The organism is Vibrio coralliilyticus (assembly GCF_024449095.1).
GTDB lineage: Bacteria > Pseudomonadota > Gammaproteobacteria > Enterobacterales > Vibrionaceae > Vibrio > Vibrio coralliilyticus_A.
In genome coordinates, this window is record NZ_CP024628.1 from 404,075 (window position 1) to 419,386 (window position 15,312).

Consider the following 15,312-nt stretch of genomic DNA (forward strand, 5'->3'; position numbering starts at 1 on the left):
GATTGTCCCGCTAGCAACGCCTTGATGAGTTTATTCATCCTTCATTACAAACTTGTTGTCGACCATTTATTTGCCGGCAAGTTTCTTTACGTAAATTAAGCTTGAAATTTTCTCTTGCGCGAAGATAATGAACGTAAAGTTTACGTTTTATGGTGGGAGAGCGCCGTGAGTGCACCAAAAACAGATGCAGAGCTCAAGAAAGCTACGATACATGAAGCGGCGAAAATCGCTGGTGTATCAATAGCTTCTGTTAGTAGAGCCTTGAATAACAAACCCGGAATCAGCGAGAAAACGAGAAAGAAAATACTCGAGATATGTAAAGAGTTGGGTTACGTCCCTAGTACCTCGGCGCGAGAACTTACCGGTAGCCACAAGAATACAATTGCTATTTCTCTGGGACCACATGACTTTTACGCGTCTCGTTACCTTGGAATGCTTTGGCCATCATTGTCGGCTGCTATTCGTAATTCAGGTCGGAATCTATTACCAGTCAGCTTTGGTGAAGTGGAGCTTGAACAGATTGGCGGAGCGGTGCTCCTTGGTATCACCAATGACGATCCGAGAATTGAAGCGTGTAAGAAAATGGAATTACCCTTCGTTTGTATTGGGATGAGTGAAGGTTCGTTTTGGGTTGCACCTGATGACTTCAATGGTGGTCGAGAAGCGACACAACACCTTGTAGATAAAGGTCTGACCGATATTTGCTTCGTCACACCAACCACTTATGGCGATGGTTATCAGTTTAGACATCAAGGTTACATGTCCGTCATGGCAAGCAACGCTTTACCTGTCAGAGAGCTACGGACTGGTGCAGAACCGTTGGGAGAAATCGCGGCGTATCGCTTCTTTACGCAAATGGAACGTAAACAGCTTGAAGGCTATCAAGGTTTTGTATGTGAGTGTGATGAAACCGCTTTGGGCGTGATTGCGGCATTAAAAGACCGTGGTTACTCGATTCCTGAAGATTTTTCCGTAGTTGGTTACGACGGGTTACCGGGGATATCGAAGGAGCTGACAACCGTTGTTCAAGATACGGATAAAATTGCTGAACGCGTAGCGAGCATGCTAGAACAAGCGATTTTGCGAGAGCAACCTGTAGGTTCTATCGTTCCTGTAGGCTTAAAATTGGGTAAAACGACGTAAAAATAGATCAAATAATTAACAGAACACTCAAAAAGCATGACTTAAGTCATGCTTTTTTTATTCTTAAACGTCATGAAAGCGTAATGTGATCAACTTAACGTAAGCGCTTACGTAAAATGCGCATAATACTCTCAGATTTAAAGAAACGAGATTTGAGGGCACGATGAAAAAAACAATATTAGCAGTATCCCTACTTGCTGCTGGCCTTTCTGCAAAAGTAGTCGCAAATACAGAAGTGACCATCGCCGGATGGGGTGGTAACGATGTTGTGGTTCTGAACAAGTTAGTGAACGAAGTTCTGACCGAAGATTTTAAGAAAGCAGGGCTTACTGTTAAGTATCAAGCTGTGGAAGGTGATTTCTCTCAGTTCATCACTAACTCTCTTTCCGCAGGAACCGCGCCAGATGCTTTCTACATCGATGTTGTAATGGCCAACGCGTTAGTTGGCTCGGGTAAGGTTGCTGTTAATGCGCCACAACTGGACAAAGTCAGTACTAACATTATTCCAAGCCTAAACTCCGCGTTTACTCTCGAAGGTAAGCAGTACGGCGTCGCTAAAGATTTCAACACCATTGCACTGCAATACAACAAAGACATCTTTGATGATGCGGAAGTTGCTTATCCAACGAATAAAGATTCATGGGAAGACTTACGTAAAAAACTTCTTGATGTGAAAGATGCTTTAGCGGATGAGGTATCAGGCATTTGTGTCATGCCTGATTATGCCCGTTTTGCGCCTTTTGCACTCTCAACTGGTTGGAAGCCATTCAATGAAGAAGGCAAAACCATTTTGGATGAAAACTTCGAACGTGCATTTAACTTCTACACTGGATTAGTAACAGAAGACAAAGTGGGTATTCTGGCAACGGACCTTGGTCAGGGTTGGGGTGGTGGTTGTTTCGGTACCGAAGAAACGGCTATTGCGTTAGAAGGTAACTGGATCAGTGGCTACTTACGCGATAAGGCACCGAACCTGCCTTACGGCACGACCTTGATGCCAAAAGATCCAGTAAGTGGTGAACGCGGAAACTTATTGTTCACTGTCGCTTGGGGCGTTAACGCAGATGGTAAGAACGTCGAAGCAACGCAAAAAGCGGTAGAAATTTTGACGAGCCAGAAAGCGCAGGAATGGGTATTGGATTCAGGCCTTGCTTTGCCAAGTCGTGAAGCTCTTGGTAAATCAGAGTTCTTCGCACAGCAGAAAGCAGAAAATGAACTTGCAAAACAAGTGTTTGATGGTGCTCTTGAAGGAAATGTAGAGCCATTCGCATTTGGAAATTACGGCACGGCATGGATGACTCCAATTAACGAAGCATTGAATTCAGTGTTGCTTGGTCAGATGACACAAAAAGAAGCGATCAAAATGGCACAAGCGAAATACGATACACTGACAGCGAAGTAACGGGGCGAGTGATGAACTCTTTACGTTTACGCCAACAAGTTTATGGATGGCTCCTTGCTGGGCCATTTGTACTGACTTTGGTGGTGTTCTTTCTTTATGCGTTGGTTAGAACGGTTTACTTCAGTTTTACTGAGTACGACTTGTTCAGCGATGCAATCTGGGTCGGTCTGGCAAACTTCAAAGCACTGCTTACCGATGATCTGTTTTTACTTTCTTTGGCTAACACCGTTTGGTTTTCTCTGATTGTAACGTGTGTGCAAACTGTTTTGGCACTCGGCTTAGCAATTTTAGTCAACTCAAAAATTCGTGCCAAAAGCTTCTTTAGAACGGCATTTTACTTACCGAGTATTTTGTCGAGTGCCGCTGTCACCTTGATCTTCATTTGGTTCTACCAAAAGAACGGTTACTTAAATGGCTTTGTGACGGATGTTGTCAATCACTACCCGCACCTGAGCTGCTTTGCGCTTGTGGCCATTGTGACTCAGTTTGTCTTGGTGACGAAAGACCGGATGAAAGGTCTGCCTGTCGGTTGGTTTGATCCAGCATGGGCGATACTTTCCTTCATCATTGCGGGCGTAGCGACTTTTGTGGCGAGTGCAGTGGGTTGGATTGAAGTGACGAAAGACGTGGTTGAGGTCAACTGGCTCAACACTCGTGATAACGTCGGTCCAATGCCTTTGACTCTGTGGGCAATTGTCATTCAGAACATTTACACCACGATTCCAACTTTCATGTTGTTGTTCTTAGCCGGTTTACAAGGCATTCCGGGTGAGCTTTATGAAGCGGCTCATATTGATGGTGCAAACAAATGGCAGCAGCACTGGAACATTACGATTCCTCAGCTTGCACCAGTGACATTTGTTGTCGTGACTTTCTCAATCATTGGTACGTTGCAGATGTTTGACCAAGTGGCACTGCTTGGCTCGGCAGCACCATTAGAGTCTCGCATTACTCTGGCGTACTACGTATATCACAATGCGTTCCCACCAGGTGGCACTCCGCAAATTGGTATGGCAAGCGCAGCGGCATTGGTATTGGCGTTTATCACGCTGGCAGTGGTTTATCTGCAGAAAATCTTTGGAGTGAAGGAGAAAGCAGATGGCTAACCAAATGTCAGCAATCAACCATGAGGATGCAAAACCTATGGCATCTATGGAAGAGATTTCAAAGTTTCAAGCGCGTCGTCGCTGGGCGAAAGTAGCTTGGGTTTACAGTGCCTTACTACTCGTGGCTACAGTGATGTTAGGGACCTTCGTGGTGGCGTTCTTGGCGAGTCTGAAAGATGACCCGTTGGAGCAGCCATTTAAGTTCAACTTTGCTCAGGTTCAGCCTAGTAACTGGGGCGCGGCTTACCAGCTCGGTAAAGAAGGTAACGATGCGCCAATGTTCGGTGGTTTCGCTCCGGGCGCAGAAGTGAACTTCACCGTGACTTACGCGGTGGAAGACGGCAAGGAACTGAAAATACCTGAAATTGAAGTGCCACGTCGTCGCCCTGGTACAGGTATGGCTGCGGCTATCGTGACCGACTTTGCTGCTGATTACGCAAAAGTCAGCGAGCCAGTGTTGGTAGACACTAACGACAACGTGACGTTTGTAGAGAAGCGTGGTCGTCGTGAACTGACTAAGCAAGGCCACAGCCAAACGTGGGCATTTTCCATCAAGTATCAAGGTCAAGGTCCTGAGATTGCAACGCTACCACTAACCGTAGAAGCGCCGCGCGGGCAGGTTCTGATTGATAGCACACTAGCACCAAGCAAGATGGAACGTCGTGGTCGTGTAGCGGCTTGGGATAACGCAGCACCGGGTGTGATTGGTTACGTGTTTAAGTCTTACGTTCGCGTGTACACCGAGTCAGTCAGTTTAGAGACCGGTAAGAGCCTGTTCATGAGCTGGACCATCAACTCGTTCTTCATAGCGATTGGTAAGGTCATTCTGACCTTGTTCTTTGCATGTACTGCTGGTTATGCCTTAGCTCGATTGAAGTTCACTGGTGCCCGTGCTGTGTTTGCCTTCATGTTGTTCAGCATGATGATTCCGGGACAAGTAACCTTCATCTCTAACTACCTAATTTATAAAGATATCGGCTTATTGAATACGCCATGGGCGGTCATTACGGCGGTCGTTGCTTCGGGTCAGGTCCTGATCATGAAACAGTTCTTCGAGAACATTCCGAAAGAACTGGAAGAAGCGGCAATCGTAGATGGCGCAAGCCCTGCTGTGATTCTTTGGAAGGTATTTATGCCACTGGCGAAGCCAGCCATCTTGTCGGTGACCATCCTTGGATTCCAAGGGGCATGGAACGACTTCTTCTGGCCTCTGGTGGTGATCAACAGCCCAGCTGATGCATTCACGCTTCCTGTTGGCCTATTGAGTTTACGTAACGCCTATGGCGTAGCAGGTGACTGGAACCTGATCTTGGCGGGGGCTTTCCTGTCAACAATCCCAGTACTGATTGTATTTATGGTTTTCCAACGTTACTTCGTGGGTAACGATATTTCTTCCGCTGTTAAAGGTTAAATTTCGGGGATATTTAAGATGTTTATGAACTACAACGCTGGTCAAGGCGAACTAAAAAACTGGATCGTTGAAGAGACGGCTTTTGACTCAGCTTTCCAAGGTAAATGTGAAGTAGTAATGAGCCAAGGAAATGGCTACATGGGCGCGCGTAGTGCAACGGAAGAAAAATACGTGGGACAGGTTCGCAACCTTTTTGTTGCGGGTACTTACAACAAGTTTGACGCAGACGAAGTGACCGAGCTGCCAAACTCTGCAGACATGAGTGCGATTGAAATCTTCATTGATGGCCGTCGTTTTCACCTAGAAACAGGCGAGGTAAGCAACTACTCTCGTCGTCTGAACGTGAAAAACGGTGAACTCATCCGTGAATTCACTTGGACAAACACAGAAGGCAAGAGCTTCGAGATGCGCTTCCGCCGTTTCTTCTCGCAAGCAAACCTTCATCTAATGGCATTCGACGTTCAAGTTAAAGCTTTAAACAGCGATGCGAAAATCGAAATCCGCTCTGGTGTGGACGCGCAGCTTTCTAACTCAGGCGCACAGCACTTCCACGAAGGTGAAAAGCGTATTTACGACAAGCGTTTTATCGAGCTTCTGCAGCACACCACAGAAAGCAAAGTAGACTTTGTATTCCTAACATCTCACCGCTACCTTGTGGATGGTCAGGAAATTGAGATTGACCCAGGTCTGCAAATGGACCGCCGTAAAGTATGGCTAAACATCCACCACGATCTGAAAGCGGGCGAAACGTTCGGTACAGAGAAAGTTGGTGTGGTGCACACCTCTCGCGATAAGCAGTTCGACGTTGAAGGATACGAACTTCAGGCTTTGCGTGACCATGCGTTGACTAACCTTAAAAACAATGCAGACCGCAGCTTTGATGAGCTTTTAGAAGAGAGTGCAGCAGAGTGGGACAAGCGTTGGGCAGGCATGAACATCACCATCGGTGGTAATGACTTTGACCAACTGGCGATTCGTTTTGCGCAGTACCAACTGAACATCTTCACGCCAATGCACGATTCTCGTTTCGGTATCGGTGCGAAAGGTCTGTCTGGCGAAGGCTACAAAGGCCACTCGTTCTGGGATACAGAAGTTTTCATGCTTCCGTTCTTCATCTACACAATGCCAGAAGTGGCTCGCAGCCTACTAGAGTACCGCTTCCGCACGCTAGGAGGCGCACGTAAGAAAGCAGCAGACAACGGTTACCTAGGTGCACAGTTCCCATGGGAATCAGCGCTAACAGGTGAAGAAGTAACGCCAGTATGGGGCGCGGTAGATATCATTACAGGTAAGTCGACTAAGATCTGGTCTGGCTTTATCGAGCAGCACATCACATGTGACATCACTTACGCATTGTGGCAGTACTACCAAATCACAGGTGACCAGAAGTTCATGGACGACATGGGCTACGAGATCATGTTCGACACAGCAACGTTCTGGACTAGCCGTCTAGAGTGGCTAGAAGATCGAGAGATGTGGGGCATCTGCAATGTTATCGGTCCTGATGAGTACAAAGAGCACATCGACAATAATGCGTTCACTAACTACATGGCAGTAGAGAACATCAAGCTGGCGATTCGTTACTACGAAGATCTAGAAACGTCTAACCCAGAACTACTGGCTAAGCTTTCTGACAAGCTAAACCTAATTGAAGCTCGCAAGATGTGGCTAGAGCGCGTAGACAACATCTACCTGCCACAGCCACGTGAAGAAGATAAGGTTATTCCACAGGATGACACTTACCTGCAGAAAGAAATCATTGACCTGACTAAGTACAAAGAGCAGCCATTCGTCGGTGGTCTGTTCCAGGACTACAACCTAGAGCAGGTTAACGAGATGCAGGTTTCTAAGCAGGCGGACATCATGGTGCTGTTCCTTCAGCAAGAAGATAAGTTCGACCTTGAAACTAAGCTAGCAAACTGGAACTACTACGAGCCGAAGACGCTACACGATTCATCGCTGAGCTTATCTACGCACTCGGTATTGGCGTCAGATGTGGGTAACCCAGAGCTGTCTTACGATCTGTTCCAACAGGCTGCATCTATCGACATCGGCCAGAACATGAAGAGTTCGGATCACGGTATTCACGCGGCGTCTATCGGCGGCATGTGGCAGTGTGTAGTTTACGGTTTTGGTGGCGTACGTATGCTAGGTGGCAACCTGCGTATTAACCCTAACCTTCCAAAAGAGTGGGACAGCCTGAACTTCCCAATCTACTGGAAAGGTGAGCGTTTGGAAGTAACGGTAGATCAAGAGCAAGTTCGTATTGAACGCCCTGAATTCAACGGCCAAGCGCTAAACATCGAAGTTGCAGGCGAGCCACGTGTTATCGATTCAACAGAGGTGACTTTCAATGTGTAAGGCATTCATTTTCGACCTAGATGGCGTCATTACCGATACCGCAGAGCTGCACTACCAAGCGTGGCAACGTATGGCGAACGAAGAAGGTTACTACTTCGACCGCGAAATCAACGAACAGCTGCGTGGTGTGTCTCGTCAGGCGTCTTTGAACATCATCCTGAACGGGAAAGAGATCAGCGAAGAGAAGTTTGCAGAGTTGATGAAGCGCAAGAACGATTATTACGTGGATCTGCTGAATACGATTTCTGCAAAAGACGTTCTACCAGGTATTGAGCAATTTCTACTTGAGTTAAATGCACGTGGCATCAAAGTCGCGTTGGCGTCAGCAAGTAAGAATGCTCGTCCTATTCTTCACCGCCTTGGCCTAACGCCACTGTTTGATGCGATTGGTGACGGCTGGTCAGTGCAGCGCTCTAAACCAGCGCCGGACGTGTTCATCCATGCGGCGGGCCAAGTTGGTGTAAACGCTGACGAGTGCATCGTGGTTGAAGATGCAGAAGCAGGTGTAGACGCGGCAAAAGAAGCGGGAATGCGTGTTGTCGGTATTGGTCCTAACGACCGAGTTGGTCACGCGACATGGCGCTTCGATGATACTGCCAAGCTGACTTTGGCTGAAATCCTGTAGCAACAATAACAATGGGCGAGCTTGCTCGCCCTCATTAAAGACGTAGGTAGAACAATGGCACGTTTAGAACTGAAGAACATCAATAAAATCTATCCTGATGGTGCACACATCATCAAGGATGCCAACCTGACCATTGAAGACGGAGAGTTCACGGTATTCGTTGGCCCATCAGGGTGTGGTAAGTCAACCATGCTACGTATGGTGGCTGGCTTGGAGGAGATTTCATCAGGAGAGATGTGCTTAGATGGTGAAGTGGTGAACAACCTTTCGCCTACAGACCGTGGCATCGGCATGGTGTTCCAATCTTATGCGCTTTATCCGCATATGACGGTCTACGAAAATATTGCTTTCGGCCTGAAACTGGCAAAGAAAAGCAAAGAAGACATTGATTCAGCAGTTCGTCAGGTAGCGGAAATGCTGGAACTGACTAACCTGCTGAAGCAGAAACCTAGCCAGCTATCAGGTGGTCAACGTCAACGCGTGGCAATTGGCCGAGCGATTGTACGCAACCCTAAGCTTTTCCTACTCGATGAACCGCTATCAAACTTAGATGCTTCGCTGCGTGTTCGCATGCGTCTACAGTTGGCGGAATATCACCAGAAACTGAAGTCGACGGTTATTTATGTCACGCATGATCAAGTAGAAGCGATGACGTTGGCGGATAAAATAGTTGTCCTTCGTGCCGGTGTGGTAGAGCAAGTCGGCTCGCCTCTGGAGCTGTACTACTTCCCACAAACTCTGTTTGTCGCCGGTTTCATCGGATCGCCGAAAATGAACTTGCTGCCAGCAACATTGGTTGAGGCGACTGGCGATCAGGCAAGGGTAGAAGTGGGTGATTACACATTTGAAGCCGATGTTGACGCGACTGCTGCAACACAGGGCGCGCTAATGACTTTGGGCATCAGACCAGAAGATATCCACCTCGATGAGCAGGGAGTGGGCGTTATTGTTGAAGGTCTAGAGCGTCTGGGAACGGAATCGCTGCTTTACACTACACTGGTTCGTGGCGGTCAGGAAGTCTTGGTGCGTGTGCCGGGGACTGTCCACGTTGAAATCGGTCAAAGGCTAAATATCCGAATTCCTGCTGAGAAGTGTCATCTTTTCGATAGCAAAGGGCTGGCGTTTAAGCGTGGTAAAACCATTGATGACCTGATAACGCTTCCACCGCAAATTCAGCAAGCCAGCTAGTTACCCCTAAATCATAACAACGATAAAAAAGCCCGCTTGGCGGCGGGCTCTGGATTACTGCATTCAAAATTCAGCTTTCGACTGATTTGAATGTGCACTTAATGCCTGTTGGCGCAGGCATCAAAAAACTATCCCGTTGGCGCGGGACAGACAGTAACACTGAGATAATAAGGTATACCTCATGAAAAAGACAGTAGTGGCATCCTCTGTACTTCTTGCACTCACAATTTCCGGCGTGGCAATCGCCAACGAAAAAGTTAACCCTGAAGAAGCTGAGCTGAAAGCCAAGCTGAGCGCGCTAGAAAACGAGTATTCGAAAGCTGAGTTGTTAACAGCATTGAATGCTGAGCCTCGTGAAGACAGCAAACTGCACGGTACGATTGGCACCAACGTTGAAATCGAGCAGTGGAAAGAAGTCAAAAACGGCGAAGTGCTGAACAATGGCGGTAAAGTCAAATACTCACTGGCGAACGGCAACTTCCGCCATGAAGACTGGGCAGGTGTGGATTTTGGCTTCTACATGGCTCGAGAGTTTAACTACTCAGGAGAGCTGTTTAGTGCCGATCATGATGGAGTGAATGACATTACAGAGATATACCTGAATAAACCTTACGCCATTGATAATGGCAGCATCGGTTGGGGTGTGAAATACGCTCAGGAAAGCGCGGATAAGCGAAGCACGCCTGAAGGTAAAGTATTTGGCTCATACCAGATTAACGATTGGCTAGATTTTCACGGCTACGCTCTGTATCACGTCGAGATTAAGCAAAACCTCGGAAACTTTGACTACTACGAGCTAGAACCTGGCTTTGGCTTCAAGATCGCAGAAAACATGGGAGCGTGGATTAACTTCCGCTACCAGCAAGGTGTTTGGGACGCTAAAGGTGACGCCGATAAAGAAGTTGAAACGGAAACCATCATTAAACCGGGGATGTGGTACAGCTTCGGTCACTGGAGCGCGGCTCTCTTCGCTGAAATCGGCAAGTTCGACAAAGAAAATGACCGTACTGGGGCCAGCCTGCACTCTGAGGATTACGTCAAGCTAGGTGCGTCGGCTAACTATCCTATTTCGAAAAACTGGAGCGTATTTGGCGAGTTCAGCTACAAAACAGTTGATGTAGTCTTCGACGATGGTCAAGACGGTGAAAACACCCTGCCATTTGGTCTGATTGGCGTGAACTACAGCTTCTAAAATGACCTCTCCTCCTGATGCTCAGGAGGAGAGTTTCCACTGCATTTAATATTTCTGGTTTTGGACTGACATTGGCAGCTTTGAGTCCGTTTGGAGCCTGTCCGGCTCCTTTTTTTGAACCAAACCCAGACGTATTCAACGACTTTACAGGTTGGAAAATGACAGAAAAATACCGCCCATACCTTCACATGACACCGGATTCGGGTTGGATGAATGATCCAAACGGATTAGTGTTCTTCAATGGTCATTATCACCAGTTCTACCAGTATTACCCAAACGACACCGTTTGGGGGCCAATGCACTGGGGGCACAAAATCAGTACCAACCTGATTGATTGGCAAGAGCTTGAGCCTGCGCTTTATCCCGATGAATCTGGCATGTGTTTCTCGGGAAGTGCGATTGTTGATTGGCATAACACTTCAGGCTTATTCGAGAAGGGTAAACCAGGCTTATTGGCGTTCTACACGTCGTTCATTCAACCTAAAGTGACATTGGCCAATGGCACTGAAGTGGAAGACCCTATTCAGCAGCAGTCACTTGCTTATAGCCAAGATGGTTTAACGTGGAAAAAATACGCTGATGGAGCACCGATCATCACAGCACGTGGTAACCCAGATTTCCGTGATCCTAAGGTGATTTGGCATGAGCAAAGCCAAGCGTGGGTGATGGCGGTGTCTTGCGGTCAACATATTGAGTTCTACCGTTCAACTAACTTATTGGACTGGCGTTTGGTGAGCGAGTTTGGTTACCGCCACGGTGCCCACAGCAAAGGCCCTTGGGAATGCCCAGACTTGTTTGAACTGCCGATCGAAGGCTCACAAGAAACGCGTTGGGTGTTGGTGGTTGGCATTGGTGAGGGCGCACACTGTGGTGGTGCAGGAACGCAGTACTTCGTTGGTGACTTTGATGGCGAAACCTTTGTGAATCATAATCACCCAGAGACTATATTGTGGCTCGATTTCGGTCGTGATTACTACGCGACTCAGTCATTTTCTGACATCCCCAAAGCAGAAGGTCGCCGAATTGTCAGCACATGGATGAGCAACCATCAGTACTCACTTGAGCTGCCAACTCAACAGTTCCGCAGTTCGATGGCCATGCCTCGTGAACTCTTCCTGTTTGACGGTAAAGCAGGGCTACGCGTAGGACAACGTTTTGTTAAAGAGCTTAATCAGGCGTTAAGCCTTGATGTACAAACGCCAGAGCCAAGTGATGAACAAGCGATTAGCCTCTATAGCCAACAAGAAGTCATGAAGTTCAGCGCGGATGTGGCTCTACAAGATACACAAACGTTGCACTTGAATGCTTACCAAGATAATCCGGTTTACTTTGAGTTTGTTCTTGTAGAGCAAGGGGTTGAGGTGCGTTCAGTGCGCCGTGGTCAGTTTGGCACTGAACGGATTGATGAGCACTTCCCACATGACTATCGGGTGACTTTACCGATTGATAACAAATTCCAAGTCGAAGTGTTGATAGACAAAGGCTCGGTCGAGCTACTGATCAACGCTGGCCAATTCAGCTTTACCAACCTTGTTTATGCCAAAGAGACGCAAGCAAGTGTCGCCCTAAGCGTGGATAGCGGCTCGCTAGCACTTCGCAACGTTCAAGTATCTAGCTTGGCAGGAGAGAAAACATGTTAAACGAATTACAAACTAAGCAAGCACTCCAACAAGTGCTTGATTCAGTAGAGCTACCTAAACTCACCAAAAAAGACGAAAAGGTGTTTCTTGAACGCCTAGCACAGCATTTCCCATCTTTGGTTGGGCAACTACACACGCTTTACGGCGAGCGTTATGATTTTTTCTTGCACCTACAAAATCTGGTGGTAGTGCTTGCCAAGGCCTTTTCTGGTCGTAAACGTAAGTGGAAGAACCTTGATGAGAAACGACTTAAAGATCCAACTTGGTATCGCAGTGAAAAGATGCTCGGCATGGCTGTATATGTGGATCTGTTTGCTGGAGATTTACAGAAGCTGAAGCAGAAAATTCCTTACCTAAAATCACTGGGTGTTAACTATCTGCACCTCATGCCGCTTTACAAAGCGCCAGAAGGCGACAGCGATGGTGGATATGCAGTATCGGACTATCGCAAGGTTGATCCCAAACTGGGTACGGAGAAAGATCTGGCGCAGCTCGCTGAGGCGTTGAGTGATGAAGGCATCAGTTTGGTGCTGGATTTTGTATTCAATCATACCTCTGATGAGCACAAATGGGCGGTTGAGGCACGCAGAGGTAACCCCGAGTTTGAAGATTTTTATTACTTCTTCACCGATAAAAAGGAAGTGGATGAGTACAACCAAACCTGCCGAGAGATCTTCCCAACCGTTCGTCGTGGCAGCTTTACATTCTTAGAGGATGTAGAGAAGTACGTTTGGACCACATTCAACAGCTTCCAATGGGATCTCAACTACTCAAATCCAGCGGTGTTTAACGCCATTACCGATGAAATGTTGTTCCTCGCCAATATTGGTTGTGAAGGGTTACGTCTTGATGCGCTCGCGTTCATTTGGAAAGAGAAATGGACCCAATGTGAAAGCTTGCCGAAAGCACACACGCTGATTCAGTGTTTCAACACCTGTTTACAGATCGCAGCGCCTGCTGTGTTGTTCAAATCAGAAGCGATTGTGCACCCAGACGAAGTGGCACAGTATATCGACAAGCAAGAGTGTCAGTTATCCTACAACCCATTAATGATGGCGCTGATGTGGGAAAGTTTGGCAACACGTGAAACCAAGCTACTGACAGCGTCTCTAAAGAAAAGCTTCGAGATCTCAGACCAATGCTCATGGGTCAACTACATTCGTTGTCACGATGATATTGGTTGGACATTTGATGATGCGGTAGCTGAGCAGCTTGGCATTAACGGCTATGATCACCGCCGCTTCCTAAATCAGTTTTATACCGGCAAGTTTGAGGGTTCATTCTCTCAGGGCGTGCCGTTCCAAGAAAACCCGACTACGGGCGATTGTAGAGTGTGCGGCTCGTTAGCATCTCTAGCGGGCGTAGAAAAAGCGATTGAAGCTGACGATTCACAAGCAATTGAGTTTGCACTTAAACGTATTCGCCTATTGAACAGCATCAACCTTAGCATTGGCGGTATTCCGTTGATTTATCAGGGAGACGAGCTCGGTATTTTAAATGACCACAGCTACCTAGGTGATGAATTCAAACGCGATGACGCACGCTGGGTTAATCGTCCAGAAATAACGCCAGATTCGATCGAGTTGGCTAATACTCTTGGCACTTATCAAAATCGTGTTTATTCTGATCTTAACCATATGATCAAACTACGCAAAACCAACGAAGTGTTTGGTTCAGCGAAAACGCAAATTTTGGACACCTATCGCCCGCATCTGTTTGCGTACTGCCGCGAACATGAAAATGGCAGTAAGCTTCTGGCAATTTGTAATTTCAGCGAGCATACGCAAACTTTGCCGGTTTCGATTTGCGACATCTTACATGCTGATAAGAACCAAGGCTGCAAACAAACACAAGTTGTCGATAAGCTGACAGGTAATCGTATGACTGGCGACCTGTTAGAGCTAGCGGCTTACGATGTGCTTTGGTTAGAGCTAAATGAAGGTATGAATGAGGTGACTTCAAACCGAGTTTGAGTGATTGGTGACGCCGCAGAAAGGGGCTATGACGGTTTTGCCAACGTTACATTCGCTACAACAAAAGCTGGCCTAAACAAAGTGTTATAGAATACAAAAAACGCGATACCGATTGGTATCGCGTTTTAGTTTGTACATGGTATTTCGAGCCTATAGTGAGCAAAATTTATCACTAACCCGTTAGACGGGAAATCACCTCGACAGGGCTTATAACGCCAAAAGGCTCTTGTCCGGTTTTTGCTAAGTCGAGGCATTCAACGGCTTTGCTGGCAATATGAGCCAAATCTTGACGAACGGTTGTCAGATCGGTTGATACCACTGGTAGATCGTCAAAACCTGTAATGGCGATGTCATCTGGGATAGCTCGATTCTGAGTACTTATTGATTCTGCGACACCAAGAGCAATTTCATCAGAATGACAAACAAACGCATCAAATTGATCCAATAACTCAGGATTGCGGAAAAAATAGGAGCAAGCATGCATTCCTTGGAAATGCCTACCTTCAAATATAATCGCTTTGCTCGGTAGACCAACACTATCCAAAGCACTCTTATATCCTTGAAAACGCAAGCTTTCTTCTACAGGGTTATTATCTCTTGCAATAACAAAGGCAATGCGTTTTTTACCTTTATTTACCAAGTTAAGGGTGATTTGTCTGATCCCCATGTATTCATCTGGCGCGACCCACCACCCATCGACTTTTTTGCCGACGTTAACATAAGGCACTTGTTGTTGTTTTAATGAAGCAAGGCGCTCATCTCCTTCCGTCGCATCAATGACAATGCACCCACAAGCACGCTGTTTAATGGTATCGACTTCTTCGTGATAGACGATTTCTGGAGCTAAACCTCGTTTGTTTAATTCATCCAGTAGATTGCTATACATCAATGTCATGTATGGAGAAAGTTGTGTGTCGTTACGACTTAGAAGGATGGCGATACTGATATCTTTTCCGCTCGACAACTTACGAGCAGTTAGACTTGGGTTGTAATTAAGAGCTTTACAGGTATCCAGCACTTTCTGTCGTGTGGACTCACTGATACCACCTTTGCCATTGAGTGATCGACTAACAGATGCGACGGACACGCCGGCAATTTCGGCCACTTTTTTTATATTGAGTTTGGGTTCTTGAGTCATAACCGCTTTTTAAGGCTCTGAATTTGTGGTCACTATAACATGAGTAATCGGTTTCACAATCATGAGAAACCGATTACTTGATTTTGAGCACAATAAATTTAAATGAGCGTATTTATTGTCTTTTTCCTGTGTT

Annotated in this window: 11 protein-coding genes; 10 read left to right on the forward strand and 1 reads right to left on the reverse strand. The window is 46.8% G+C overall.

Annotated elements, in window-relative coordinates:
• The first annotated feature begins 165 nt into the window (after positions 1 to 165).
• From CTT30_RS17415 to CTT30_RS17460, 10 genes are all read left to right on the forward strand, one after another.
• Positions 166 to 1,143 carry a LacI family DNA-binding transcriptional regulator gene (locus CTT30_RS17415; protein ID WP_239864453.1) on the forward strand — a complete coding sequence of 326 codons (978 nt, stop codon included), beginning with the start codon at positions 166 to 168 and terminating at the stop codon, positions 1,141 to 1,143.
• Between the two features lie 163 nt (positions 1,144 to 1,306).
• Entirely contained in the window at positions 1,307 to 2,545 is a 1,239-nt protein-coding gene (locus CTT30_RS17420) for a type 2 periplasmic-binding domain-containing protein (RefSeq protein WP_252037287.1), read from the forward strand.
• Positions 2,546 to 2,556: 11 nt separating this feature from the next.
• Positions 2,557 to 3,651: a carbohydrate ABC transporter permease gene (locus CTT30_RS17425; protein ID WP_006961327.1), complete on the forward strand. Its 1,095-nt coding sequence runs from the start codon at positions 2,557 to 2,559 to the stop codon at positions 3,649 to 3,651.
• Positions 3,644 to 5,062 carry a carbohydrate ABC transporter permease gene (locus CTT30_RS17430; RefSeq protein ID WP_252037288.1) on the forward strand — a complete coding sequence of 473 codons (1,419 nt, stop codon included), beginning with the start codon at positions 3,644 to 3,646 and terminating at the stop codon, positions 5,060 to 5,062. The genes CTT30_RS17425 and CTT30_RS17430 overlap by 8 nt, the downstream gene beginning before the upstream one ends.
• A gap of 18 nt (positions 5,063 to 5,080) precedes the next feature.
• Positions 5,081 to 7,423, forward strand: a complete 2,343-nt coding sequence (locus CTT30_RS17435) for a glycoside hydrolase family 65 protein (RefSeq protein WP_252037289.1) — start codon at positions 5,081 to 5,083, stop codon at positions 7,421 to 7,423.
• Positions 7,416 to 8,048: a beta-phosphoglucomutase gene (gene pgmB / locus CTT30_RS17440; protein WP_006961324.1), complete on the forward strand. Its 633-nt coding sequence runs from the start codon at positions 7,416 to 7,418 to the stop codon at positions 8,046 to 8,048. The genes CTT30_RS17435 and pgmB overlap by 8 nt, the downstream gene beginning before the upstream one ends.
• A gap of 54 nt (positions 8,049 to 8,102) precedes the next feature.
• The gene (locus tag CTT30_RS17445) at positions 8,103 to 9,236 is read left to right on the forward strand and encodes an ABC transporter ATP-binding protein (RefSeq protein WP_021457425.1); all 1,134 of its coding nucleotides are present in this window, start codon (positions 8,103 to 8,105) and stop codon (positions 9,234 to 9,236) included.
• Between the two features lie 181 nt (positions 9,237 to 9,417).
• Entirely contained in the window at positions 9,418 to 10,428 is a 1,011-nt protein-coding gene (locus tag CTT30_RS17450; protein WP_252037290.1) for an OmpG porin family protein, read from the forward strand.
• Between the two features lie 71 nt (positions 10,429 to 10,499).
• The gene (locus CTT30_RS17455; protein ID WP_252037291.1) at positions 10,500 to 12,068 is read left to right on the forward strand and encodes a glycoside hydrolase family 32 protein; all 1,569 of its coding nucleotides are present in this window, start codon (positions 10,500 to 10,502) and stop codon (positions 12,066 to 12,068) included.
• Entirely contained in the window at positions 12,062 to 14,041 is a 1,980-nt protein-coding gene (locus CTT30_RS17460) for an alpha-amylase family protein (RefSeq protein WP_252037292.1), read from the forward strand. Before CTT30_RS17455 ends, CTT30_RS17460 begins: the two co-directional genes overlap by 7 nt.
• A gap of 172 nt (positions 14,042 to 14,213) precedes the next feature.
• On the opposite strand, the gene CTT30_RS17465 is transcribed toward CTT30_RS17460, so the two are convergent.
• Positions 14,214 to 15,179 carry a LacI family DNA-binding transcriptional regulator gene (locus tag CTT30_RS17465; RefSeq protein ID WP_239864448.1) on the reverse strand — a complete coding sequence of 322 codons (966 nt, stop codon included), beginning with the start codon at positions 15,177 to 15,179 and terminating at the stop codon, positions 14,214 to 14,216.
• Positions 15,180 to 15,312 lie beyond the last annotated feature (133 nt).